Here is a 24,323-nt window from a genome sequence, read left to right on the forward strand (position 1 = left end):
CGGAGGTTGGCACGGAGGCGGCGGTGGCTGGCACGGCGGCTACCATCGTGGCGGCGGCTTCTGGCCGGGTGCAGTTGCCGGTGCAGTCGTCGGCGGTGCCCTCGCCTCGGGCGCGTATTACGGCGGATACGGCCCCGGATACGGTTACTATGACGACAGCTACGGCTATTATGACGACAGCGCGCCTGTCGCCGTGGAAGCCGCGCCGGGTGGCGACGCGAGCTACTGCGCGCAGCGCTACAGGTCCTACGATCCGGCCTCGGGCACCTATCTCGGCTTTGACGGCCTGCGGCATCCCTGCCCGTAATCAAGGCCTGAATTCCTGATCGCGAAGGGCGGCGGCGGCGCCGCCCTTTTTCATGTCCGCAAATCTCAGATGCGCAAGTCTCAGGTGCGCAAGGCCACCGCGACGGCCGCGAAGGTCACGAGCAGCGCGACGATGTCGCTGGTGCTGAGCGGCTCGCGCAGCATGGCCGCCGCCGCAAGCACGCCGACCACGGGCACCAGCAGCGTGCCGATCGAGGCGGTCGCCGCCGGCAATCGCTCGAGCGCCGCAAACCAGCAGACATAGCAAAGGCAGAACTGGATCAGCGTCATGTAGACCATCGACGCCCAGCCGAGTTGCGACAACGCGGCAAGCTGCGGCTGCTCGATCAAGATGCCGGCAATTGCGATCGGCACGCAGCCGATTGCAAGTTGCCAGGCCGCCAGCGACAGCGGCGGCATCGCAAGCTTGAAGAACTTGGTCAGCACGGTTCCTAGTCCCACGCAGAGCGCGCCTGCGAGCGCGAACAGAATGCCCGGCAATTTGCCGAGGCTCGCGTCGAGACCGCCGCCGCCGATCAGTGCGGCGATGCCAACGAGCGCCACGCCGAGCGCGAACGCGCGCGGCAGCGACACGCGCTCGCCGAGCACCGGCCAGGCCACCAGCGCGACCCACACCGGGATCGATATTCCGAGCACCGCCGCCTCGCTGGCCCGAAGCCAGATCAGCGCCAGGCCCATGGACGCGACCCAGCCGCCGATCGACAGCGTCGACACCAAGGCAAGCCGCAACCACATGCCGTCAGGGACGCGCAGCGTCTGTCCGCGGGCGAGCGCCACCAGAGCGAGTGCCATCGCGCCGACGACGCCACAGAGCCCGCGCGACGACAGCGGCGGCCACTCCGTGAGAAGGAATTTCATGATCGGGAAGTTGAGGCCCCAGCCGGTCGAGGCGACGACCAGAAATGCGAGGCCGAGCGGTGACAGCGGGGCGCGGCCGGCGACGGGAACTGCAGTCATGGACCTGTCGTCATGTGGGCGGACAAATACAAGTGATGTGCCAGGGCTAGCCGGAAATCTGCTTGTCAGCAAACGGCATATGCATTCTATGATACAGACTTTCCGTGCGGGTTCCGCCTTAATCGGCAGTCGGGCCTAGCGAGTCGACGGCACGCAAGGCCGCAGAAAGAGGATGCATCGTGCCGAGCGTTCTCGTGGTCGATGACGACCCGATGGTGTGCGTTGCCATCGAGGTGTGTTTGCAGCGCCAGGGCTTCGATGTCACCGTCGCCGACGGCGGTGAAGCGGGCATGCGCGCGCTGGAAAAAGCCACCTTCGACGTGATGCTGGTCGACGTCTTCATGCCGCATATGCGCGGTTTCGAGGCGATTCGCGTCTTCCACGAGCGCGCCCCCGATATTCCCGTCATCGCGATGTCCGGCTATGCCTTCGCCAATTCCGACCGGGCGCCGGACTTCCTGCGAATGACGATCGAGCTCGGCGCGTCAGCCTGCCTGCGCAAGCCGTTCACCCCGCAGGCGCTGGTCGCCGCCGTTAACGAATGTCTTGCGAAGTCTGCTCCTTCTGCTCGTCTTTCGAAATAATTGCTCGTACTAATCGTCGATGGCTTCCCAGCGTCTCATCCTCGGCAGTGGCCTTGCGATCCTCCTCGTCATCAGCGCGGCGTCGATCGGGCTGGACGTCAAGTCGCGCAGCGAGATTGATTCGGTCGAACACACGCTCCGAATCCTCAAATGCATTTCGGACGCGCGTCCGCTGCCGCGCGGCGTCGAGAGCGCGGCGCGCGGCTTCGCGCTGACGGGCGACGCCTCCTTTGCCGACGAGTTTCGCGAGCAGAGCACGGCCCTCACCGCCGCCTTCGACGAGTTGATGGGTGCGGTGAAGTCGGCGCCGGAGGAAGCCCGGCTGATCACCGGCACCAGGGCACAGGTCGCGCGCGCCATTGCGCTCGGCACCGAACTGATCAGGTTGCGCACGGCGGGCGACGTGGCCGGCGCCGCGGCGCTGGTCTCCGCGGGCGAGAGCCGCGCCCTGACGGACCAGGTCGGCACCGCGCTCGACCGCCTCGTCGCCGAGGAGCGCCGCCTGCTCGGGATTCGCACCGAACAGTCGAAGACCAACGGCCGGTTGCTGCTCGCGATCGACCTCGCCGGGGTGGTGATGATCCTGGCGCTCGCGGTCGCGCTGACGCTGGCGGCCCGGCGCGCCAGCCGCGAATTGCAGGGCGCGCTCAGCGCGACCAAGGCGACCAATCTGTCGCTCGAGGGCAAGGTCGCCGAACGCACCAAGGATCTCGGCGCCGCGCTCGAGGAGCTCCGCCGTTCCACCTCGGTGATGGAAACCACGTTCCGCACCATGGCGGAGGCGGTGCTGGTGATCGACGCCACCGGCACCGTGCTGCTGTCGAACCCCGCCGCGGAGAAGATGCTGCGTTACAAGCCGGGCATGACCGTCCGGCAACTGCGCGCCATGAGCAACGTGTTCCAGGCCGACGGCGTCACGCCGATGCAGGCCGACGACATGCCCTCGGCCAGGGCGCTGCGCGGCGAGGAATTCGACGGGCTGGAATTCGTCGCCCGGCCGGTGCGCGGCGCGCCCGAGATTCACCTCGTGGTGTCGGGCCGGCCGCTCCGCGATGGCGACAACGCCATCACCGGTGCTGCGCTGATCTATCACGACATCACCGCTTCGCGCGAAACCGAGCACAAGCTGCAGCAGGCGCAGAAGCTCGACGCCATCGGCAAGCTGACCGGCGGCGTCGCGCATGACTTCAACAACATGCTGACGGTCATCACCGGCACGACAGAGACGCTGGTCGACAGCCTGCGCGCCCAGCCGAAGCTTGCGCAGACCGCCGAGCTGATCGACCGCGCCGCCGAACGTTGCCGCGAGCTGATCCAGCATCTGCTCGCCTTCGCCCGTCGCCAGCCGCTGGAGCCGCGCACCGTCGACATCAACGGCACCGTGGTCGATATCGCAAAACTGCTGCGGCCGACGCTCGGCGAGCAGATCGAGATCAGCTCGGTGCTCGCGTCCGACGTCGCCAGCGTCCACATCGATCCGTCGCAGCTTGCCAACTCGCTGCTCAACATGGCGATCAACGCCCGCGACGCGATGCCGAACGGCGGCAAGCTGCTGTTCGAGACCAGCAACATCGTGCTCGACGACGCCTATGCGGCTGTTAATCCCGACATCACGCCGGGCCGCTACGTGTTGCTCGCGGTCAGCGACACCGGCACCGGCATGTCGCACGCGGTGCAGGACAAGGTGTTCGAGCCGTTCTTCACCACCAAGGAGGTCGGCAAGGGCTCCGGCCTCGGCATGAGCATGGTGTACGGCTTCGTCAAGCAGTCCGGCGGCCATATCAAGATCTACAGCGAGGAAGGCCACGGCACCACGATCAAGCTCTATCTGCCCCCTGCCCGCGGCCAGGTCGAGGTCGAGGCGCCGGCACCGGAGCCGGTGCGGCGCGGCAGCGAAATCATCCTGGTCGTGGAAGACGACCAGCTGGTGCGCAACTACGTCGTCACGCAGCTTGGCAGCCTCGGCTACAAGACCATCGCCGTGCCCAACGCCCGCGCCGCACTGGCGCTGGTCGACAAGGGCGAGAAGTTCGACCTGTTGTTCACCGACGTCATCATGCCCGGCGGCATGAACGGCCGTCAGCTCGCCGATGAAGTGAGAAAGCGACGGCCCGGCCTCAAGGTGCTCTACACCTCGGGCTATACCGAGAACGCGATCGTGCATCACGGCCGCCTCGACGAGGGCGTGCTGTTGCTGGCAAAGCCCTATCGCAAGGCCCAGCTCGCCAGCATGCTGCAACAGGCACTCGGCGAGTGATGTGATTATTGCCGCGATGATCCGTCAGCCCCGTCACCCTGAGGAGCGCGGAGCGCGTCTCGAAGGGTCGACGGCCACCGGACGGGCCGATTCATCCTTCGAGGCTCGCTCCGCTCGCACCTCCAGCGACAACGGCTTCGCCGTTGCGCGGGGATGACGGGGTTAGACGCGATCTGACGCTAACCACCGCATAAATCGGAGCAGGATGCGGGCTATCGCGTCGCCAGCGCGACGCCGGCCAGCGTGAACAGCAGGGCTGTGATCTGCGTCGGCCCGAGCGGTTCGTGCAGGGCGAGTGCGGAGGCGATCACGCCGATCACAGGCACCGCCATGGTGCCGATCGCCGCCACCGACGCCGGCAAACGCGCGAGCGCTGCGAACCACGCGACATAGGCGACGCAGAACTGGATCAGCGTCGAATAGACCAGCAGCCACCAGCCGACCGTGGTGATCCGGTCGATATGCGTGGTCTCGATCAGGAAGCCGACGATCGCGATCGGCACGCAGCCGAGGCCGATCTGCCAGGCCGCGGCCGGAATCGGCGGCATCACCAGCGGGTATTTCTTGGCCAGCACGGTGCCGAGCGCAAAGCCGAAGGCGCCGCCGAGCGCCATGAGGATTCCCGGCAGCTTCTCCTCACTCGCGGAAATCCCGTTGCCGCCCATGATCGCGGCAAGCCCCGCGAACGCCATCACCAATGCGATGGTCCGCAGCAGCGTCGGCCGCTCGCCGAGCACCGGCCAGGCCAATAGCGAGGCCCATACCGGCATGGTGTAGGCGATCAATGCGGTCTCGCTGGCCGGCAGCCAGAGCAGCGCCAGCCCCATCAGCACCATCCAGCCGGTGACGTTGAGCGCCGCATACAGCACGAGCCGCGGCCACAGCCGGGCCTCGACACGCAGGCTCTGGGCGCGGATCAGCGCCAGCGCCGCGAGCAGCACCGCGCCGATCACCCCGGTGGCGCCGCGCAGGGTCAGCGGCGGCAACTCGCTGAGCAGGAACTTGGTGGATGGCCAGTTGAACCCCCAGCCCACCGAGGTGATGGCGAGGAACATCAGGCCGGCGGGCGCAAGGCGCGGCCGCGCGGAAGGCTTCTGGTTTGTCATGGAACCCGGCAAGGGTGTGAAGAGCAAGGCTGTGAAAAGGACGTGAGTCGGCCGCACCTTGCCCGCGATTTTGTCGCCCGACCATCACGCCGCTGACATGCCTGATCCGTAGTTTGCCCGTAGCCTTACGTGAGTCCCAAAAATTCAATCCGCCACGGCGAATAAAAACTTCGCCTGTGAACAGCGGGGCGAACCTCCAATCCACAGGCGCCACGAATTTTTTTGGCTTGGGAATCCCTGAGGACTCACCGATAGTTGGCTCGATCACAGGCGCGGCACCGCCCCCTGTTATCCCCCTCCCTCCACCATATTTAGTGCTTGATTCAGAAACTCGTACTAGTCCTTGACGGGCGCAACGGACATGGCCTAGCTTTCAACCTGTTCGGCGCGAGTGTGTTTGGGTCCCCGCCGGTCGCTCCCACAAGGGTTCCAAAATGACCACTCCGCCAGGCCTTCGAGCCGCGGGTGAAGGGCTTGTCTGCCCTGATTTTGGGCTGCGGTCGGGACGACAGAACGGGCCGTGAAGGACCCGGCAACAGAGGCCGAAACCGGCCCGCAAGTGAGCGTACGCGTGACGTGTCGCGTGAGCGTTTGGGGCGTTGAATGCATGACCCGGAGGACCCGACCAGTCGGGCACCGCCAAAGGGATTGTGCCGCCGCAGGGCCGGGCCAAACGGCGCCGAGCGGACGAGAGAACAGGCCGGATCCACCGGCTGAGCTGCGGATGACGGGAGGCGTGCCCACACGTGTCCCCAAGTCCGCGAACAGATAACATTCCGGCAACCTGCGAGAAACGTGGGACCGGGCAGAAGAAGTGACGGGGCTCGACCATGCGAATCGAACGACGCAACACCACCAGCGGACAATCTCCCTATGCCGGGATCAATTTCCGCCTGACCACCTCAGAGATCCGCAATCCGGACGGCTCGGTCGTGTTCCGTGCCGAGAACGTCGAGGTTCCGGAGTTCTGGTCGCAGGTCGCCTCCGACGTGCTGGCGCAGAAGTATTTCCGCAAGGCCGGCGTCGCCGCGCGCCTGAAGAAGGTCGAGGAAGAGACCGTGCCGTCGTGGCTGTGGCGTTCGGTGCCCGACACCGAGGCGCTCGCGAGCCTCCCCGAGAACGAGCGCATCGTCGGTGAGACCAGCGCAAAACAGGTGTTCGATCGCCTCGCCGGCTGCTGGACCTATTGGGGCTGGAAGGGCGGCTACTTCTCCACGGAAGAAGACGCGCTCGCCTTCTTCGACGAGCTGCGCTTCCAGCTGGCGAAACAGATGGTCGCGCCGAACTCGCCGCAGTGGTTCAACACCGGCCTGCACTGGGCCTACGGCGTCGATGGTCCCGGCCAGGGCCACTATTACGTCGACTGGAAGACCGGCAAACTGACCAAGTCGAAGTCGGCCTATGAGCATCCGCAGCCGCATGCCTGCTTCATCCAGGGCGTCGGCGACGACCTCGTCAACGAGGGCGGCATCATGGACCTCTGGGTGCGTGAAGCGCGCCTGTTCAAGTATGGCTCCGGCACCGGCTCCAACTTCTCGAGCCTGCGCGGCGAAGGCGAAAAGCTGTCCGGCGGCGGCCGCTCGTCCGGCCTGATGAGCTTCCTCAAGATCGGCGACCGTGCTGCGGGCGCGATCAAGTCGGGCGGCACCACGCGTCGTGCGGCCAAGATGGTCGTGGTCGATGCCGACCATCCTGACATCGAGACCTATATCGACTGGAAGGTGAAGGAGGAGCAGAAGGTCGCGGCTCTCGTCACCGGCTCCAAGATCAACCAGAAGCACCTCAAGGCCGTGATGAAGGCCTGCGTCAACTGCGAAGGTTCTGGCGACGACTGCTTCGATCCCGAGAAGAACCCGGCGCTGCGCCGCGAGATCAAGCTCGCCCGCCGCAACCTGGTGCCCGACAACTACATCAAGCGCGTCATCCAGTTCGCCAAGCAGGGCTACAAGGAGATCTCGTTCGACATCTACGACACCGATTGGGATTCGGAAGCCTACCTCACCGTCTCCGGCCAGAACTCCAACAACTCGGTGTCGCTGAAGGACGACTTTCTCCGCGCGGTGGAAACCGACGGTGACTGGAATCTGGTCGGCCGCACCACGAAGAAGGTGACGAAGACCCTGAAGGCGCGCGACCTCTGGGAGAAGATCGGTTACGCCGCCTGGGCCTCCGCCGATCCCGGCCTGCACTTCAACACCACGATGAACGACTGGCACACCTGCAAGTCGTCGGGCGACATCCGCGCCTCCAATCCGTGCTCGGAATACATGTTCCTGGACGACACGGCGTGCAACCTCGCCTCGGCCAATCTGCTGACGTTCTACAGCACGACCACCAAGCGGTTCGACATCGAGTCCTACGAGCATCTCTGCCGGCTCTGGACCATCGTGCTCGAAATCTCCGTGATGATGGCCCAGTTCCCGTCGAAGGCGATCGCCGAGCTGTCCTACGAGTTCCGCACCCTCGGCCTCGGTTTTGCAAATATCGGCGGCCTGCTCATGACCATGGGCCTGCCCTATGACTCGAAGGAAGGCCGCTCGCTGTGCGGCGCGCTGACCGCCGTCATGACCGGCATCTCCTACAAGACCTCGGCGGAGATGGCCGCCGAACTCGGCACCTTCCCGGGCTACAAGAAGAACGCGGCCCACATGCTGCGCGTGATCCGCAACCACCGCCGCGCCGCTCATGGCAACGCCACCGGTTACGAGGCGCTCTCGGTCAACCCGGTGCCGCTCGATCACGCCTCCTGCCCGCAGGCCGACATCGTCGCGCACGCCAAGCTGGCATGGGACGACGCGCTGGCGCTCGGCGAGGTCAACGGCTATCGCAACGCGCAAGTGACGGTCGTGGCGCCGACCGGCACCATTGGCCTCGTGATGGATTGCGACACCACCGGCATCGAGCCTGATTTCGCGCTGGTGAAGTTCAAGAAGCTCGCCGGCGGCGGCTACTTCAAGATCATCAACCAGGCGGTGCCGGCAGCCTTGCGCGCGCTTGGCTATCGCGAGAGCGAGATCGCGGAGATCGAGGCCTACGCCGTCGGCCACGGCTCGCTGTCGAATGCGCCCGGGATCAACGCCTCGACGCTAAAGGCCAAGGGCTTCACCGACGAAGCCATCGCCAAGGTCGAAAAGGCGCTGCCGACCGCGTTCGACATCAAGTTCGCCTTCAACAAGTGGACGTTCGGTGAGGACTTCATCCGCGACCAGCTCGGCATCGGCGCCGAAGCGATCGCAGCCCCCGGCTTCGACCTGCTCCAGGCCATAGGCTTCACCAAGCGCGAGATCGAGGCCGCCAACGTGCACATCTGCGGCGCGATGACGGTGGAAGGTGCCCCGCACCTCAAGGCCGAGCACTACCCGGTGTTCGACTGCGCCAACCCCTGCGGCAAGATCGGCAAGCGTTATCTCTCGGTCGAGAGCCACATCCGGATGATGGCGGCGTCGCAGCCGTTCATCTCGGGCGCGATCTCCAAGACCATCAACATGCCGAACGACGCCACGGTGGAGGACTGCAAGTCCGCCTACCTGTTGTCGTGGAAGCTGGCGCTGAAGGCCAACGCGCTGTATCGCGACGGCTCGAAGCTGTCGCAGCCGCTGAACTCGCAGCTCATCTCCGACGATGAGGACGAGGACGATGCAGTGGAAGCGCTCTACGAGAAGCCGATGGCGGCGCGTGCCGCCCAGGTCTCGGAGAAGATCGTCGAGAAGCTGGTCGAGCGCATCGTCGTGATGCGCGAGCGCGAGAAGATGCCGGACCGACGCAAGGGCTACACCCAGAAGGCGGTCGTCGGCGGCCACAAGGTCTACCTGCGCACCGGCGAATATGATGACGGCCGGCTCGGCGAGATCTTCATCGACATGCACAAGGAAGGCGCAGCGCTTCGCTCCTTCATCAACAATTTTGCGATCGCAGTGTCGCTCGGCCTGCAATACGGCGTGCCGCTGGAAGAGTATGTCGACGCCTTCACCTTCACCCGCTTCGAGCCCGCGGGCCCGGTGCAGGGCAACGACTCCATCAAGTATGCGACCTCGATCCTCGACTATGTCTTCCGCGAGCTCGCGGTGAGCTACATGTCGCGGTTCGATCTCGCCCATGTCGATCCGAACGAAAGCGGCTTCGACGCGCTCGGCAAGGGCGTCGAGGAAGGCAAGGAGCCGGATGAGGCGCCCGCCCAGCACCAGGCCACCAAGTATTTGTCGAAGGGCCTGACCCGGTCGCGCACCGACAACCTCGTCGTCATGCGCGGCGGCTCGGCGGCGGTGAGCGGCAACGCCGACAACGCCCCCGCCGGCGGCAACCGCGTCACGGCGCTTAGCCCCCATGGCGCAACCGCCCGCGGCGTCTCCGACACCATCGAAGGCGCCGTCGCCCTGAAGCAGGAAGTCAGCCACGACCTCTCGCCCACCGAGAAGCTCGAGGCCCTGCAGACCTGGAGCAAGCCCGGGTCAGCCGCAGCCGCCGCCCCGTCCAAGGCGGAGCGTCGCGCCGAAGCCAAGGCCAAAGGCTACGAAGGCGAGATGTGCTCGGAGTGCGGCAACTTCACGCTGGTGCGGAATGGCACCTGCATGAAGTGCGATACTTGCGGCAGCACGACGGGGTGTTCGTGAGGCGTATTGCTAGGCACACGACCACCGAAATCACTGCGGCGCCGACCATAGTACGTCCCCTAATAGTACGTCCCCGACTTTCGTAGGGGGTAAGTAGAAAACAAAAAAATGGCTCGCCGCGAACAATCAGCAGCGAGCCATTTTGATTCAACCGGGTGCGGCGACGAGCATAAAACGCCCCCTAATAAAACGCCCTCTACTTTTGTAGAGGAAAAAAAACCCCGCCCGAGACGGCGGGGTTTTCATTTTGGCAGTGTGTCACGCTCTTTTCCCGGTCTTCACGTCGTAGATCAGCAGCTCTTCATTGTGTGCTAAAGGATTGCTAACCTCGATCATGCTGTAAGAACGAGCAGAGGATTCATGCGTACCGGTACAACGGCAGTCGTGCTGTTTCTTGCCTTCTCTGCGTTCGCGCCGCCAGCGTATCCCGCGGAGCGCAAAATCGTCGCAACGTCACCCCTTCAGGTGATGACGCCGGGCCACCTGGACAAGGCGAATGGAATCGGACCGCGCTTCCAATTCGCCCAGCCCCCATCCGAATTGCCGGCGAAATGCGCCACGTCGATCAGGCCTCACCTCAACGACGGGGGGTTTGTTGACTATCCTGGACTGCGTACGGCAGAGGAATTTCGCTCAAAGGCAGCCCGCGGCGTCCCCTTGAATGCCGACGACGCCGCGGGCGCAGCAGTCCACACAAACTATACATTGAGCGGCGAAGGGTCAGTGTCTCCTGCCCTCTGCTTCAACGCGAAGGCCGGCGCGGAGGCGCGGGGCTTCTGTACGGCAGTGATTTCTGGGAACGATTATACGGTCGTGTACAACTTCGACCCGGTTGCCTGCCAATACGACAATTTAGGCGTGGCAAGAGCTCTGGAAACCAGGCTCTCCGTCGGGAGCCTCCCGGTGCGCGAGCAGGAACCCGATTGCGCGGCTAAATTGGAAGAGTTCGTGACGGACATCGACGAGGTCTTGTCGAAGAAGCCGCGCGATATTTTCGATGTCATGGACGTGCTGGATCGACACTTCCCGCTGCACGGCTGCACAGCCGAACGCGTTCCCTCGGTATTGGACAAATCCAGGTACTTCCGCTCCGTGGGCATGAATGGCCCAAAGATGCACGTATTCACTCTCGCTTCTCGCGAAGTGGTGGTGGGGTTTGGCCTCACCGATAGCGGGGATTCCGAGCTGCCCTACGCCAAGTGGACAGCGCCGTCTCTATAGACTCGTGGGGGCTGGCCGCTCCGTCACTCTGAACCGCGTCCGCGAGTTCATTGCGCCCTGTTACTGAGCTAATAATCACTGAAAAGTAGCTGGCGCTTTATCGTCAGCGCTCTGAGGTTTGGACGCTACATCTAACAACGCGCGTCAGTCTCTTCAGTGACTTGGAGCCGCAATAGAAGACCTTTTATGGTCGTCGCCGCAAGGGCGGCCTAACGGCCGCCCTTTTCTTTTTGACCCAGCAGCAAGCGTAGGGTGGATTAGCCGTAGGCGTAATCCGCCGCTTCACTAGCAGCAGTCGTGGCGGGTTACGCTTCGCTAACCCGCCCTACTCGTTGCCCGCTTATCGAAGCGCTCGCCGCGCCACCGCAAACCTCACGCCGCTTTCGCGGTCTTGCCTTCCGCCGGCGCTGTCTCCATCGCGCGCATGTAGAGATCGAGCAGGCTTTCGCGCTCGTCGCGCTCGTCCTGGTCCTGCTTGCGCAGCTTGATGATCTCCTTGAGGATCTTCACGTCGAAGCCTTCGCCCTTGGCTTCCGAGAAGACTTCCTTCTTCTGCTCGCTCAGTTCCCCGATTTCAGTGTCAAGGTTCTCGATCCGCTCGACGAAAGAACGAATTTTTCCGCCGGGAATGGTGATGTCGGACATGGTGCCTCCTGCTGAATGAGGTCGTGAAAATGAGAGCAAAGAGATGACCAATGTCTTAACCACGCGCGATTGGTGCGGGCGTGTTCATAAATTGCGATCCATCCTCATCGTCGTCCCGGCGCAGGCCGGGACCCATAGCCACCGATGCTGCCTGTTACGTAACGCCGGAACGACGAGTCCCTTCAGCAACATCCGCCGCGGCGTATGGGTCCCGGCCTGCGCCGGGACGACGCGGGGGAAGAGTTGTGGATTCACTCCGATGTCATCGCCCGCACATCGAGCCGGGCGATGACACCGACGTTGCTGTTTGACAGGTGAGTCAGGCCGATCCGTTATCCCAGCGAGCATCGCACCACACAGCGAAGGTTGTGACGACTCGCAGGCATCATCGCATCCGAAACAGATCACTCAGGCATCACCCGCCACGCGCAACGTGATCCGCGTCAGCTCGGACGGCCGGCCGAGCCGCAGGGCAAAACCCGGCCATAGCGCGGTGCCGTTGTTGACGTAGAGCGTCATGCCGTCGACGTCGTAGCGGCCGGAGACGAAGCCGGCATTGGCGGGCGCGGCCAGGCGGTCGATGCCGATGATCAATCCGCCATGGGTGTGCCCGGAGAGTTGCAGGGCGACGCCGTGCGCAGCGGAGTTGCGGGCGTCGCTTGGCTGGTGATCGAGCAGGATGACGGGCGCGTCCTTGGGGACGCCGTCGAGAACCGCGGCAAGGTCGCGGACCGGATGCTTCCTGCGGCGCGACGCGCGGTCGGTAATGCCCGCGATCACCAGGCGGCCGCCGCCGCGCTCGAGCGCGATGCGGCTGTTTTCGAGCGAGCGCAGGCCGAGCGTTTCGTAATGCGCCATCCAGGCGTCATAGCCGAAGATATATTCGTGATTGCCCGAGATCACGTAGACGCCGTCGGCGGCCATCAGGTCGCCCAACGGCGCGATGTCGTTGCGCCGCGCATCAATGGTGCCGTCGATCAGGTCGCCGGTGATCGCGATCAGGTCCACAGCGAGCTTGTTCGAACGCGCGACGACCTCGCGTGCCCATGACGCCGGAAACAGCCGGCTGATGTGCAGATCGGTCAGGTGCAGGATGGTGTAGCCGTCGAACGCGCGCGGCAGTCCGCGGATGGCGACTTCGACATCGTTCAGCGGCGGAATGCGCATCGCCTGATGGACGCCGATCGCGGCGGCTGCGGCGGCCAGCGCGGCCATGGCGTAGCGGACGCCGTCGGGCACGCCGACGAAGCCGCCATGGATCACCGCGGCGACAATCAGCCCGGCATCGAGCGCCAATTGCAGCAGCGCCAGCAGCATGACCGCACCGAACGCCCAGTTGAACAGCGCCACCACCGGCCGCGGAAACTCCGGCGAGAATACCGATCCCGACGACAGCCTGTTCCAGCGGTGAAACTGCAAGGCGACCAGCACGAGCAGCGCTGCGACGATCTTTGCCGGGAGCGGCCAGTCGAGCGGCCAGATGAAGCGAGCCAGGATCAGGAGGCTGGTCAGGCCGAAGATGAGTTGGGGAATGGGTTCGCTCCGGATCGGATCGGTGGGGCTGCGCGGTCGGCGCCCAGCGAAGGTAGGGTGGTTCGGTCGCAGGCGTAAGCCGCTTGCATCCGCACATTTTCGGCAAGTCGCGCTTCGCTGAGACGCCCTGCGCGCGCGTAGCTGCTGTGGACGCCGCCGCAACATCGCCCCGGCAAGGCTGAAGGCCGCGTTGAGGCCTTGGTGGCGGTCGACAGGCACCCTTCCCCTCAGCCGCACCTCTCCGAAATAGAACTTGAACATTGCTCATTTTCTTGATCTATTATTGAACATTGTTCATTTTCATTGGAGCCGGCGATGCAGACGACCTTCCGGATGGACGGATCGACCGGGTCCGGTCGACCCGTGAAACCGTGGATGAAGTACACCCCGGCGGTCATCACGATCGGCATCATTGCGGCGTTCGCGGTGCACGGGCGCATCGCGCAGCCGGCCAACTACAACGATTTCGCCGACCACTCGGCGCTGTCAGGCATTCCCCACGCCGCCGACGTCCTGTCCAACACCGGCTTCGCGCTGGTCGCGATCTGGGGCTGGCTCACCCTCCGCCCCCGGCGCAACAGCGATCAACTCCGCGCCGGATGGCCCGGCTATCGCATGTTCCTGATCGGCCTGTTCCTGACCGCGTTCGGGTCCGCCACCTTTCACCTCGCCCCCGGCAATGGCCGTCTGACCTGGGACATGCTGCCGATCGCGCTGGCCGGCGCGGGCTTGCTGGTCGGCGTCCGCGGCGACACCCAGCCGGGATCGAAGACCAACATCGAAGCGATCGCCCTTGCGCTATTCGCCGCAGCCGGCGTCGCGTGGTGGGTTTTTACCGACCGGCACGGTGCGGGCGACCTGCGGCCGTATCTGTTGCTACAGGTGCTGCCGCTGATCCTGATCCCGCTCTGGCAGTCGATCTATCGCGCCCCGCGCACCGACCGCGTCGCGTTTGCCGCCGCGATGGGGCTGTACGTCGTGGCCAAGGCCAGTGAGGTGCTCGACCATCAGATCGCCAACACGCTCGGCTTCGTCAGCGGACACACCCTGAAGCATCTGCTCGCAACGGCAGCCACGGCAGCGGTGGTCTGGGGCCTGACGCGACGGTTCTCGAACCGTAGGGCGGATTAGCCAAAGGCGTAATCCGCCGTTCCTCGTCCGGATCGGCGGGTTACGCTTCGCTAACCCGCCCTATCTCTGCTATCGCGTAGCGGCGCGCGGTTTCACAATTTCGGAATAATGGAAAAATACCGCTGAGTTGCCCGACGCGTCAAGTCGCTTTTTCCGGGTCTCAGCAGCGCCCGGCTCCTTTGCATGGGGTTGTTTTCGATATTTTCGGACTCGCAGCCCTGCTTCATCGGTTCGGCGCGTTCCCGCGGGCGGCGGATTGACCCACACGGCCGCCGTATCCATATGCATCTGCATGAACCGGCCGCCCGCCGTTTCGCACCCACCTGGACACAGCCAAATACCACCGGCTCCCGTCCCTAACGCTCCGGAGCTCCCGTGGCCGCCCTCTCCATTCTCGATCTCGTCCGCGTCACCGAAGAGACCGATGCGCGCGGCGCGCTCTACAACGCGCGCGACGTCGCCGTGCATGCCGAGGCGCTGGGCTATCGCCGCATCTGGGTGGCGGAGCACCACAACATGGCGGGCATCGCCAGCGCCGCGACGTCGGTCGTGATCGGGCATATCGCGGCGGGCACCAAGACCATCCGCGTCGGTGCCGGCGGCATCATGCTGCCGAACCACGCGCCCTACGTGATCGCCGAGCAGTTCGGCACGCTGGCGCGGCTGTTTCCGGATCGGATCGACCTCGGCCTCGGCCGCGCGCCGGGCACCGATCAGCTCACCTTGCGCGCGTTGCGCCGCACGCCCGAATCCGCCGAGAATTTTCCGCAGGACGTGCTCGAGGTGCAGGCCTTCCTCGCCGCCGCCGGTCCGAACCAGCGCATCCAGGCGGTGCCGGCCGCGGGCACCGACGTGCCGCTGTGGATTCTCGGATCGAGCAATTTCGGCGCGATGCTGGCCGGCGAGCTCGGCCTGCCCTACGCCTTCGCCTCGCACTTCGCCCCCGAGCTCTTGAACCAGGCCCTGCAGATCTATCGCGCGCGCTTCAAGCCGTCGGAGCAGCTCGAACGTCCCTACACCATGGTCGGCGTCAACATCATCGCCGCCGACACCGACGACGAAGCGCGGCGGCTCGCGACCACGCAGCAGATGTCGTTCACCAACATCTTCCGCGGCGCGCGCGGGCTCAGCCAGCCGCCGATCGACGATATCGAAACCTACTGGTCGCCACAGGAGAAGGTCCAGGCGATGCGGATGCTGGAGCGCTCCATCATCGGCTCGCCCGCGACCGTGCGCGCCGGCATCGATGCGTTGGTCGCCGAGACCGGCGCCGACGAGCTGATGATCGTATCCGACGTCTACGATCACCAGAAGCGGCTGCGCTCGTTCGAATTGATCGCGAAAGCCGGCGGGATCACGCCGCAATCGTAACCCGCAGCGAGATCACTTCGGGAGACCGGCGGGCGTGTGCGACTGCGCGAGCTGGCCCAGCGTCACGTTCAACGAATTCGGCGCCTTGTCGCGCACCATCGATAGCTTGACCGAACTGCCCGGTGCCGCCGCGTGGACCTTCCTGGTCAGCTCGTTCGCGCTCTTGATCGGCTCGTCATTGACCGAGGTGATCGCGTCGCCGCGCCGCAACCCGGCCTTCGCTGCCGGGCCGCCGTTCTGAACGCCGACCACCACTGCGCCGCGCAGGCTGTTCGCGCCCAGGGTCTCGGCAATGTCGGGCGTGATCGATTGAACCTCGGCTCCGATCCATCCGCGGGTGACCGCGCCCTTCTCCTTCAGCTGCGGGATCACTGTCTTCACCGTATCGGCGGGGATCGCAAACGCGACACCGACCGAGCCGCCTCCGGGCGAAACGATCATGCTGTTGACACCGATTACCTCGCCATGCGCGTTGAAGCTCGGTCCGCCGGAATCGCCGCGGTTGATCCGGGCATCGATCTGAACGAAGTCTTCCGAAGGCCCCGTCTCCAGGTCGCGCGCACGCGCCGAGACGATGCCCGCATTGACGGTGTTGCCGAGCCCGAATGAATTGCCTACCGCGAGCACCCAGTCGCCGGCGCGCGGCGGCTGATCCGCGAGTTTGACAAAGGCGAAGTCGCTCCGCCCATCGACCTTGAGCAGCGCCAGATCGCTGACCTGATCCTTGCCCAGGACTTTCGCCTTGTAGACCTTGTTGTCACTGGTGCGGATATCGGCGCTGTCGCTGCCGCCGAGCAGGTGATTGCTCGTCACCGCATAACCGTCCGCGGAGACGAAGAAGCCCGAACCGATCGAGGTCACCACGCCTGATTTCGGCATGTTGCCCGGATCGCGCCTGCCGGGGCCTGGAACAGTCAGCCCCGGTGCGTCCTGATCGGGCGATTCGTCCGGCGCAACGGACTGGCCGGGCGACTGACCAGGTGAATCGTCGTCATCCGCCCCGACCACCCTGGCGCTGACAGCAATCACCGCCGGCCCGACCTTCTCCGCAAGGTCGGCGAAGCCGCCGGGACCGGCATTGCCGCGATCCGCGGGCGAATTCACCTTCTGTGCGTGGGCGACGCCAGCGATCACCAGCAATGCTGACGCGAAGGCTGTGCCCGCAACCGATGTGCGAAGGCCGGCGAAAGCCGAGTGTCCGTGAATCATCTGCCGTGTCCATGTTTTGAATCAGCCGGTGCCGGCTGAGGCGCATGATCGGTGCGCCGCTCCCTGCCGCACAGGGCTGCAACTCCGACCTGCACACGGCAACGGATAGAAGGGTGGACCGTTCCCGCGCGTTCGCATTGGGCAGGACACGCGCCGGCCTTGCGCATTTTGCGCGACAAATCGGCGGATTTTCCCTTGCTTTGCCCGCATGCGCCCCTAGGGTGCGCCCCGTCATCACGGAGACGATCTCGACCAATGGACGCGGCCATGAACTGCCCGAAATGCAATTCCGAGCATGCCTACCAGGACGGCGCCCTCTGGGTCTGCCCGGAATGCGCCCATGAATGGAGTGCGGAGTCGGCCACCGCTGCCGATGCCGCGCAGGACGCGGGCGTGCGTGATGCGCATGGCAACCCGCTGACGGACGGCGACAGCGTCATCGTGATCAAGGACCTCAAGGTCAAGGGCTCGTCATCGGTCGTCAAGGGCGGCACCAAGGTCAGGAACATCCGCCTCACCGAAGGTAGCGACGGCCACAACATCGCCTGCAAGATCGACGGCATCGGCGCCATGAACCTGAAGTCGGAGTTCGTGAAGAAGGCGTAGCGATCCGAGCGCGGACCCGCTGGCTAGCACGCTCACACCCGGCTCAACGCCTGCGCGATGTCGGCGACCAAATCGGACGGATGCTCGATGCCGATCGAGAGCCGGATCGTCGTATCGAGCACGCCGATCTTCTTCCTGATCTCGGCGGGCACGCCGGAATGCGTCATCGTCGCCGGCAGGCTCGCGAGCGATTCGGTGCCGCCCAGGCTCACCGCGAGCTTGAAGATTTGCAGTGAGTTGAGGAATTTCTCCGCGGCCTCCTGCCCGCCGACGATGTCGAACGAGAAGGTCGAGCCGGCGCCGCTGCTCTGGCTTGCGAACACGCGCCCCGCCGGCGATGCCGCGTCGTGATGGCCGAGATAATGCACCTGCGCCACCTTGGGATGGTCGCGCAGGTAGTCGGCGACGATCCGCGCATTGCGGTCGGCCTTTTCCATGCGCAGGCTGAGCGTTTCCAGCGAACGGCTGATCATCCAGCAGGAATGCGGATCGAGCTGGGTGCCGATCGCGCCGCGCAGCGCCTTGACGTCCTTCATCAGCTTCTTCGAGCCGAGTGCCGCGCCCGCGATCAGGTCGGAATGACCGCCGACATATTTGGTCAGCGAGTACAGCGACAGATCGGCGCCGTGCTCGATCGGGCGTTGAAACACCGGCCCGAGCAGCGTGTTGTCACAGGCGATGATCGGGGTGAAGCCCTGCACCTTGCCGATCATGTCGGCGATGCGTCTTGTCAGCGCGATATCGACCAGGCCGTTGGTCGGATTGGCCGGCGTCTCGATGAAGATCATCGCGACGCGGCCCTTCTGCATCGCCTCGTCGGCGGCGGCCTTGACGACGCGCTCGTCGAGGCCGTCGGCAAAGCCCACCGCCTGAATCGAAAACGCCGCCAGCGTCCTGGTGAACAGCGTCTCCGTCCCGCCGTAGAGCGGCTGCGAATGCAGGATCACGTCGCCGGGCCGCGCGAACGCGAACACCGTGGTCGAGATCGCCGACATGCCGGACGAGAACAGCGCGCAGCTCTCGGTGCGCTCATAGATCGCAAGCCGGTCCTCGACGATCTCGCTGTTCGGATGATTGAAGCGCGAATAGACCAACCCCGCCCCCATGCCTTCCGGAGGCTCGCGGCGGCCCGCGACGAAATCGAAAAAGTCCTTGCCGTCCTCGGCGGTGCGGAACACGAAGGTCGAGGTCAGGAACACCGGCGGCTTGACCGCGCCCTCCGACAGCTGCGGATCGTAGCCGTAGTTCAGCATCTGGGTTTCCGGATGCAGCAGATGGTTGCCGATGTGGGTCTTGGATGGAAACGGTTTTGTCATGGCCGGTCTCCTTTCGCAGGCCCGCCGCGTTGGCGGCGATTCCCGGAATGATGAAACCGAGCATACCCCAGCTTTGTGCCATTCTGCCAAAGCACGGCATCGGGCAGTTCTGGATAATTTACGGCCGGCGTGCGCCCTGCGCCGCCGGCCGTACATCAAATCTCACGCGGCGGTGAAGACGCAGCTACCAGCCGCGATCCACATTGCGCACCTCACCGGTTCGCGCGTCGACATCGACCTGCATCCAGCGGCCGAGCCGGTCACGTCCCTCGACCTCCCACTCGTCACCGAGGAACTGGGTGTTGGACACCGTCACGATGCCGAGATTGGTTGCGACGTCGAGGGCTGCCTCCATCGAGATCTGGTTGCCGGAATCATAGGCCATCGCAGGCGTCGCAGCGCCAATGGCCAGGGCCGCGATGGCGGGAATAATGAAGCTTCGCATCGGTCACTCCTCATGGAACGGATGTTATGCCGGATGAAACGAGCGGCGCAGGCGATCAGTTCCAGGAACAGCTACGACGGAACAGCACGAAACTTCGGCAGTCGCGGCAATTTGGTGGCAGTTGCGATTTCATGACGCGCGCTCGCGTGACGCGATCCTTTCTTCCACATCCGGAAGCCGCCCTCGAACGCGTTGGCGTTGTCGCCGAACCGCACGTTTGGTGGCGGATTATCGACCTTGTCGGCGTTGCCGCCGCCGAGCACGACGTAGTCGGGCTCAAGCGCGGCAGACAGCCGCGCGATGACGTCGTCGACGCCCTTGCGCCATTTCTTCAGGCCGCGGCGCTCGAGGCCCGCGGCGCCGACATAGTCCTCGAAGGTCTCACCGCTGCGGTATGGCAAATGGCCGAGCTCCATCGGTTCGAAGACGCCCTCCACGATCATCGCGGAGCCGAGCCCGGTGCCAAGGCCGAGAAACAGCATCCGCCCGCCCTGATAGCTGCCGATCGCCTGCATCAACGCATCGTTGACGACCTTGACCGGCCGGCCGAACGCGCTGTGAAAATCGAAGCCGGCCCAGCCGCGGCCAAGGTTATGCGGCTCCGTCAGCGGACGGTTGTGAACGACAGGTCCGGGATAGCCGATCGAGATCACATCATAGGACCAGTCCCTGGTCAGCGCGTTGACCTGTCGCACCATCTCGGTCGCGGACAGACCTGGACCAGACTCGAATTCGCGCTTGATGCGGTCCTTGTCGGTCATGACCTTCACATGCGTGCCGCCGATGTCGATAGCAAGCACGATCCGGCGCGACGCAGGTCTTGCAGCTTTCCTGGTTGTTGTCCTGGCTGCTGTCCCGCTGGTTTTCCTGGCCATCGATCCGCTCTCTCCTGCGCATCGAGTGGAGCAGAGAAACGCATCGCGCGCCACAGCCCGTTCTGCATCCGACTCCATTTTGTTCACGAAGAACGAATCGGAGTCGAGAAAATCAGCGCAGCTCAAGCCTTAACAAGGCGTGCACATCGACCGCACCGAAACGGCCGATGTTGTACCGAGATGGGATTATTGCTCTCGGCGCGGAATATCGCGCGGTACTTCACGCGCACTGCGTTCAGTTACGTCATTGATCGAGCGATCAGCTGCACCACAGCCACGTTCCCGATCCGACTCCAGTTTGTTCGCGGGGAACGAATCGGAATCGAAAAATCCGCGCGAAGCGATTCTTTACAACACGTTCCATCGCTTTGGTGGCGACGTACTTTGTAGGCGGATCAGCGCAAGCATGATCCGCCAACTCTCCGCGACGTTTCCGCGACGTAGTCACACGGCGCGTGTCATCGTCCGCGCTTTGCGCGGACAGGTTGATTACCCCGCCCTGCGCGCGAGGCAAGCCGCCAGCCCTGGAGGTGAAGCCAAAGCGCTTCTGCGACCGGTCCGTGCGAATGTCCGCGATGGCGGATTGCCGACAGATTCTCCTCGCGGCCCGGAAAATTCGGTCCGGCAATGCTGATCAGCCGGCCGTCCCGGAGTTCATCCGCAATCAGCCACGACGGCAGATGGCCCCAGGCGAGCCGATGCAGGATCAGCTCCTTCTTCATCACCTGGTCCGGCACGGTACATTGATGGGCCCCCTCGATCAGGAAGAAGCTTTCCGGCGACGATTGCCGCGCCGTGTCGCGGATCACGCATTGCGTGAACGGGCGCATCTGCTCCGGCGTGACTTTCTTCGTCCGTACAAACGGCAGAAACCCGGGAGCGACAACCGGCACCATCACCGCGGTTGAGAGCTTGATCTGCTCGACGCGCGGATCCGACGGGTCCGCGCGATGAAACACCAGGTCGGCGTCTCCCTCGGTCAAGCGCTCGAGCGGTCCCCCAACAGCCTCATATTCCAGATGCAGGCGTGTCCTGGGATATTTGGCAAAGAACCCCGAGAGCATTTGCAAAACCGGCGGCCGCGGGCACAGGTCGCCGATGACGACACGCAGGACGACCTCCTCTCCGCTGGCCAGCTGATCGGCATAGGTTTGCAAGAGATCGAACTCGCGCAGCGTCACCTGCGCCCGTGCGTGAAAAGTCCACCCCGCGTCCGTCAGCTCAACGCGATACCCGCTGCGATCGAACAGCGTGAGGCCGAGCTGCTGCTCGAGCCGGGCAACCGCAGCGAACACCGACGGATGCGACCGGTTCAGAGCAGTGCCGGCGGCCTGAAAGCTTCGCTTCGTCGCGACCGCGTCGAAGCAGCGCAGATCGTGGAGCTTGATATGATCCATTGTTCATAGAACCTACAGAGACTGATTGATCTTAGTAATTTCTCTTCCGGAGGGCGAGTCCTAGCCTGGCGCAATGCGAAGCCGGCGGCTTCCACCAGCAGAAGGGATTGACGAGATGAGCGGCGATCAGCACTTCACGACCGGGGACAGCTGCCGGATTAGGTACCGTTTCGACGGCCCCGATGACCGGCCGGTGCTTGTGCTCTCGAACTCGATCGCCACCAATTTGCACATGTGGGACCGTTCGGTGCCTGCGCTGAGTCGCTCCTTTCGCCTGCTCAGGTACGACACCCGTGGTCACGGCGGTTCAGACGCCCCCGTGGGCGCCTATTCGCTGGATCGGCTGGGGCGCGATGTGGTCGAGCTGCTCAATATCCTCAACATCGATCGGGCGCACTTTCTCGGCCTGTCGCTCGGCGGGTTCGTCGGGCAGTGGCTAGGCATCTTCGCGCCCGAGCGCATCGATCGCCTGATCCTCTCGAACACCTCGTCGTATCTTGCGTCCGAGCTGCCGTTCGACGACCAGATCCGCGCCGTCCTGGCAGCGAGGGACATGGACGCAATCGCAGACGGCTTCATGCGCAACTGGTTTCCCGCGACGATGCTGGCGGCGCCGAACGAAATTGTCGACGAATTCCGCACCATGGTGCTCACCACCCCGCCGCGCGGCCTCGCCGGATGTTACGCCGCGCTGCGCGATGTCGATCTTCGCCGCGCCATCTCGCTGATTGCGGCACCGACGCTCGTCATCGGCGGCGAGAGCGACACCGTCACGCGGGCCAGTCACAGCGAGGCGATCGCCGCAGCAATCGCCAATGCAAAACTCGCCCTGCTGCCCGGCGTTCACATCCTCAATGTCGAGCAGATGGATCGATTCAACGAGGAAGTCGCGAGCTTCCTGCATGCCGCGCCCTGATTATGTTCCCCATCCGACTCCATTTTGTTCGCAAAGAACGAATCGGAATCGGAAAAATCGGCACGCAGCGAATCTTAACAACACGTTTGCGACCTCGATGCGGGTGCACCTTGTAGGGCGGATTGGCGCAAGCGTAATCCGCCATCGTCCGCAACACGTGAGCGGCGGGTTACGCTTAGCCTGTCATCGGGCCGCCCTTCGGGCGGACCCGTTGGCTAACTAACCCGCCTACGCGATCGGTCTCGTATTCAAGCTCTGGCCGCAGCGCGCGCATCTTCCCGGCAAGCCTGTGGCTTGCCGTCTCCTCCGCGTGTGCGAGGCGGTTGACGAGCGCGACATAGTCGGCATCGCTCTTGTGCTGATTGAGTTTCGACTGGCCCTCGATCTCGTCGACGACGATATCGATCACCCTGATCCCCGCCAGCATCTGTTCGCGCTTGCCCGGCTCCATCTGTGCAAGGTCCCAGGGTTGCTTCGGCAGTCGCGCCTCGGAGACTGCAAGCAGCGCATCGCCATGGCCGCGGTTCTCCTCGTGATCGCGAAGGTGGGCGACGCCGGACAGATGCACCGCCTCGTACAGCCAGGTCGAGACGTTATCGCGTGAGACGTACCAATCGTTCGAGATATAGGCGTCGTCGCCGGACACGATCAGCAGGAAGCGCCTGACGCCGTCGGCGAGCTCGACCAGCGGGTTCCTGGCGGTGAGATGGATTTGCACGACCACGCGCTCCTCGCGCCGCGCGATCGCGAACGGCACATGCGATGCCCGCGGGCCGCGCGCATCGGCGGCGACGATGGCGCCGAAGCCGCGCGCCGCCGCAAAGGCCAGTGCGCGGTCCTGCTCGATGCGAAACTGGGGACGGAGGATGTGCATGGCGGCGGCGCTCGCAGCTGGAGGGAGACGACCCAGCGAGGCTAGCGCAACTTTCGCCGGAGATCACCGCCATGCACCGTCCGGCTCAGCAGATCATGGCATTGTCGCCATGATCGCAGACGCCGCCGGGCTGGTCCCGCGGCAGCGCCTCGGACTCGCCGAAGCGTAAGGCCGGCGCCCGGAGCGCTGCACCGCTCCAGTGGTTGGCGCCGGGGTGCCCCTTCACGAAAGCGTACGGCCCGGCCGCCGGAACCTCGCGCGCCATGGCGGACGTCGTCAGCATGGCGAGCGCGACCAGGCCCGCAGCGACGTGCTTAATCCCGATCATCGAGCTTCTCCTGTCGGATTCAACAGGATGGGGCTATCTCGCCCGCCTGCTGAAGCATTTTCGCTGCTACCATGACGAACGGCGGTGCCCGATTATTCCGGGACGACGAGGCGAATTCGCGTTTCCGACGGCTCGGTTCGACACATTCGATTGATCGGGGCGTGACCGGCTTCCGGAAAGTTGCGCCCGCACCCATGGTCGTCATCGCCCAATCCCTTTCACAACCAGAGCCGGTGGTTATGCGATCCCGGCTTCGCCAGGACGACGATTGGGGAGATCGCGGGCTCGAACCGGGAAGACCGCGACGCGACCGTCTCGCAGCGCCACGCCAGCGATCGCCGCCCATCCGTAGAGGCTCGTTCCGCCGTTGAACTGACCGCAACTGGCGGGTTACGCTGTCTCAATTCTCACGCCCTCCCGCTGGAAGGATCACCATGAACGGCAATCGATATTATGGCGTCCGCGTCGAGGGCGCGAAATACGGCGTGGGGTTCGGCTCGGCCCTGGCGATTGCGATCTCCTACACCAAGAACCATTCGATCCTGTGGGCGATCATCCACGGTATCCTGGGCTGGCTGTACGTCATCTACGCGGCACTGTTCGGTTGATGCGGAC

At 64.4% G+C, this 24,323-nt stretch carries 21 protein-coding genes and 1 pseudogene; 10 read left to right on the forward strand and 12 right to left on the reverse strand.

Annotated features, from left to right (window positions below; genetic code table 11):
• Positions 1-307 (forward strand): BA14K family protein (locus H8A92_RS25770; protein WP_229198361.1); only part of this gene is annotated, 307 nt, incomplete at its 5' end.
• Positions 308-387: 80 nt separating this feature from the next.
• Here H8A92_RS25770 and H8A92_RS25775 read toward each other — a convergent pair.
• Positions 388-1,284: a DMT family transporter gene (locus H8A92_RS25775; protein ID WP_229198362.1), complete on the reverse strand. Its 897-nt coding sequence runs from the start codon at positions 1,282-1,284 to the stop codon at positions 388-390.
• A gap of 179 nt (positions 1,285-1,463) precedes the next feature.
• Here H8A92_RS25775 and H8A92_RS25780 point away from each other — a divergent pair, with 179 nt between their 5' ends.
• Complete coding sequence (locus H8A92_RS25780) at positions 1,464-1,868, forward strand: response regulator (protein WP_163161691.1); 405 nt, start codon at positions 1,464-1,466, stop codon at positions 1,866-1,868.
• Between the two features lie 19 nt (positions 1,869-1,887).
• The gene (locus H8A92_RS25785; RefSeq protein WP_229198363.1) at positions 1,888-4,125 is read left to right on the forward strand and encodes a CHASE3 domain-containing protein; all 2,238 of its coding nucleotides are present in this window, start codon (positions 1,888-1,890) and stop codon (positions 4,123-4,125) included.
• Between the two features lie 212 nt (positions 4,126-4,337).
• Here H8A92_RS25785 and H8A92_RS25790 read toward each other — a convergent pair whose 3' ends face one another.
• Entirely contained in the window at positions 4,338-5,231 is an 894-nt protein-coding gene (locus H8A92_RS25790; protein ID WP_229198364.1) for a DMT family transporter, read from the reverse strand.
• A gap of 830 nt (positions 5,232-6,061) precedes the next feature.
• On the opposite strand from H8A92_RS25790, the gene H8A92_RS25795 reads away from it, so the two are divergent.
• A complete protein-coding gene (locus H8A92_RS25795) occupies positions 6,062-9,841 on the forward strand; it encodes a vitamin B12-dependent ribonucleotide reductase (RefSeq protein ID WP_229198365.1) in 3,780 nt (1,259 codons plus the stop codon).
• Positions 9,842-10,201: 360 nt separating this feature from the next.
• Entirely contained in the window at positions 10,202-11,062 is an 861-nt protein-coding gene (locus H8A92_RS25800; RefSeq protein ID WP_229198366.1) for a hypothetical protein, read from the forward strand.
• A 372-nt stretch (positions 11,063-11,434) separates the two neighbouring features.
• Here H8A92_RS25800 and H8A92_RS25805 read toward each other — a convergent pair whose 3' ends face one another.
• Positions 11,435-11,707 (reverse strand): DUF2312 domain-containing protein, encoded by a 273-nt coding sequence (locus tag H8A92_RS25805; RefSeq protein ID WP_212014213.1) that lies wholly within the window; start codon positions 11,705-11,707, stop codon positions 11,435-11,437.
• Positions 11,708-12,115: 408 nt separating this feature from the next.
• A complete protein-coding gene (locus H8A92_RS25810) occupies positions 12,116-13,240 on the reverse strand; it encodes a metallophosphoesterase (RefSeq protein WP_229198388.1) in 1,125 nt (374 codons plus the stop codon).
• 315 nt (positions 13,241-13,555) lie between these two features.
• Here H8A92_RS25810 and H8A92_RS25815 point away from each other — a divergent pair, with 315 nt between their 5' ends.
• Both H8A92_RS25815 and H8A92_RS25820 read left to right on the forward strand, forming a co-directional pair.
• The gene (locus H8A92_RS25815) at positions 13,556-14,371 is read left to right on the forward strand and encodes a hypothetical protein (protein ID WP_229198367.1); all 816 of its coding nucleotides are present in this window, start codon (positions 13,556-13,558) and stop codon (positions 14,369-14,371) included.
• Between the two features lie 375 nt (positions 14,372-14,746).
• Entirely contained in the window at positions 14,747-15,742 is a 996-nt protein-coding gene (locus tag H8A92_RS25820; protein ID WP_229198368.1) for an LLM class flavin-dependent oxidoreductase, read from the forward strand.
• A 12-nt stretch (positions 15,743-15,754) separates the two neighbouring features.
• Here the strand turns inward: H8A92_RS25820 and H8A92_RS25825 are convergent, their stop codons facing one another.
• Positions 15,755-16,951, reverse strand: a complete 1,197-nt coding sequence (locus tag H8A92_RS25825) for a S1C family serine protease (protein ID WP_229198369.1) — start codon at positions 16,949-16,951, stop codon at positions 15,755-15,757.
• A gap of 255 nt (positions 16,952-17,206) precedes the next feature.
• Between H8A92_RS25825 and H8A92_RS25830 the strand changes: the two genes are divergently transcribed.
• A complete protein-coding gene (locus tag H8A92_RS25830; RefSeq protein ID WP_229198370.1) occupies positions 17,207-17,557 on the forward strand; it encodes a zinc ribbon domain-containing protein YjdM in 351 nt (116 codons plus the stop codon).
• Between the two features lie 32 nt (positions 17,558-17,589).
• Here the strand turns inward: H8A92_RS25830 and H8A92_RS25835 are convergent, their stop codons facing one another.
• The 5 genes and pseudogenes from H8A92_RS25835 to H8A92_RS41065 form a co-directional block, all read right to left on the reverse strand.
• A complete protein-coding gene (locus tag H8A92_RS25835) occupies positions 17,590-18,873 on the reverse strand; it encodes a cystathionine gamma-synthase family protein (RefSeq protein WP_229198371.1) in 1,284 nt (427 codons plus the stop codon).
• A gap of 184 nt (positions 18,874-19,057) precedes the next feature.
• Positions 19,058-19,318 (reverse strand): PepSY domain-containing protein, encoded by a 261-nt coding sequence (locus H8A92_RS25840; RefSeq protein ID WP_229198372.1) that lies wholly within the window; start codon positions 19,316-19,318, stop codon positions 19,058-19,060.
• Positions 19,319-19,389: 71 nt separating this feature from the next.
• On the reverse strand, positions 19,390-20,193 hold the full coding sequence (locus H8A92_RS25845; protein ID WP_229198373.1) for an ROK family protein: 804 nt from the start codon (positions 20,191-20,193) through the stop codon (positions 19,390-19,392).
• A 458-nt stretch (positions 20,194-20,651) separates the two neighbouring features.
• Entirely contained in the window at positions 20,652-21,374 is a 723-nt protein-coding gene (locus H8A92_RS25850) for a substrate-binding domain-containing protein (RefSeq protein WP_338026625.1), read from the reverse strand.
• Between the two features lie 36 nt (positions 21,375-21,410).
• Positions 21,411-21,590: pseudogene (locus H8A92_RS41065) on the reverse strand (helix-turn-helix domain-containing protein); the annotation flags it as partial.
• 115 nt (positions 21,591-21,705) lie between these two features.
• On the opposite strand from H8A92_RS41065, the gene H8A92_RS25855 reads away from it, so the two are divergent.
• A complete protein-coding gene (locus tag H8A92_RS25855) occupies positions 21,706-22,506 on the forward strand; it encodes an alpha/beta fold hydrolase (protein ID WP_229198375.1) in 801 nt (266 codons plus the stop codon).
• 175 nt (positions 22,507-22,681) lie between these two features.
• On the opposite strand, the gene H8A92_RS25860 is transcribed toward H8A92_RS25855, so the two are convergent.
• Together H8A92_RS25860 and H8A92_RS25865 are read right to left on the reverse strand one after the other, a co-directional pair.
• A complete protein-coding gene (locus H8A92_RS25860; protein WP_229198376.1) occupies positions 22,682-23,380 on the reverse strand; it encodes an FMN-binding negative transcriptional regulator in 699 nt (232 codons plus the stop codon).
• 85 nt (positions 23,381-23,465) lie between these two features.
• On the reverse strand, positions 23,466-23,708 hold the full coding sequence (locus H8A92_RS25865; protein ID WP_229198377.1) for a hypothetical protein: 243 nt from the start codon (positions 23,706-23,708) through the stop codon (positions 23,466-23,468).
• A gap of 434 nt (positions 23,709-24,142) precedes the next feature.
• On the opposite strand from H8A92_RS25865, the gene H8A92_RS25870 reads away from it, so the two are divergent.
• Complete coding sequence (locus H8A92_RS25870; RefSeq protein WP_016840760.1) at positions 24,143-24,316, forward strand: hypothetical protein; 174 nt, start codon at positions 24,143-24,145, stop codon at positions 24,314-24,316.
• Positions 24,317-24,323 lie beyond the last annotated feature (7 nt).

The organism is Bradyrhizobium acaciae, assembly GCF_020889785.1.
In the GTDB taxonomy this organism is placed as follows: domain Bacteria; phylum Pseudomonadota; class Alphaproteobacteria; order Rhizobiales; family Xanthobacteraceae; genus Bradyrhizobium; species Bradyrhizobium acaciae.

Excerpts from the sequence above, each read along its gene's own strand:
- H8A92_RS25805 (WP_212014213.1), bottom strand. The coding sequence starts at position 11,707 with ATGTCCGACATCACCATTCCCGGCGGAAAAATTCGTTCTTTCGTCGAG.
- H8A92_RS25845 (WP_229198373.1), bottom strand. The coding sequence starts at position 20,193 with ATGGCCAGGAAAACCAGCGGGACAGCAGCCAGGACAACAACCAGGAAA.
- H8A92_RS25800 (WP_229198366.1), top strand. The coding sequence starts at position 10,202 with ATGCGTACCGGTACAACGGCAGTCGTGCTGTTTCTTGCCTTCTCTGCG.
- H8A92_RS25870 (WP_016840760.1), top strand. The coding sequence starts at position 24,143 with ATGAACGGCAATCGATATTATGGCGTCCGCGTCGAGGGCGCGAAATAC.
- H8A92_RS25840 (WP_229198372.1), bottom strand. The coding sequence starts at position 19,318 with ATGCGAAGCTTCATTATTCCCGCCATCGCGGCCCTGGCCATTGGCGCT.
- H8A92_RS25830 (WP_229198370.1), top strand. The coding sequence starts at position 17,207 with ATGGACGCGGCCATGAACTGCCCGAAATGCAATTCCGAGCATGCCTAC.
- H8A92_RS25815 (WP_229198367.1), top strand. The coding sequence starts at position 13,556 with ATGCAGACGACCTTCCGGATGGACGGATCGACCGGGTCCGGTCGACCC.
- H8A92_RS25795 (WP_229198365.1), top strand. The coding sequence starts at position 6,062 with ATGCGAATCGAACGACGCAACACCACCAGCGGACAATCTCCCTATGCC.
- H8A92_RS25790 (WP_229198364.1), bottom strand. The coding sequence starts at position 5,231 with ATGACAAACCAGAAGCCTTCCGCGCGGCCGCGCCTTGCGCCCGCCGGC.
- H8A92_RS25775 (WP_229198362.1), bottom strand. The coding sequence starts at position 1,284 with ATGACTGCAGTTCCCGTCGCCGGCCGCGCCCCGCTGTCACCGCTCGGC.
- H8A92_RS25860 (WP_229198376.1), bottom strand. The coding sequence starts at position 23,380 with ATGCACATCCTCCGTCCCCAGTTTCGCATCGAGCAGGACCGCGCACTG.
- H8A92_RS25835 (WP_229198371.1), bottom strand. The coding sequence starts at position 18,873 with ATGACAAAACCGTTTCCATCCAAGACCCACATCGGCAACCATCTGCTG.
- H8A92_RS25785 (WP_229198363.1), top strand. The coding sequence starts at position 1,888 with ATGGCTTCCCAGCGTCTCATCCTCGGCAGTGGCCTTGCGATCCTCCTC.
- H8A92_RS25865 (WP_229198377.1), bottom strand. The coding sequence starts at position 23,708 with ATGATCGGGATTAAGCACGTCGCTGCGGGCCTGGTCGCGCTCGCCATG.
- H8A92_RS25855 (WP_229198375.1), top strand. The coding sequence starts at position 21,706 with ATGAGCGGCGATCAGCACTTCACGACCGGGGACAGCTGCCGGATTAGG.
- H8A92_RS25825 (WP_229198369.1), bottom strand. The coding sequence starts at position 16,951 with ATGATTCACGGACACTCGGCTTTCGCCGGCCTTCGCACATCGGTTGCG.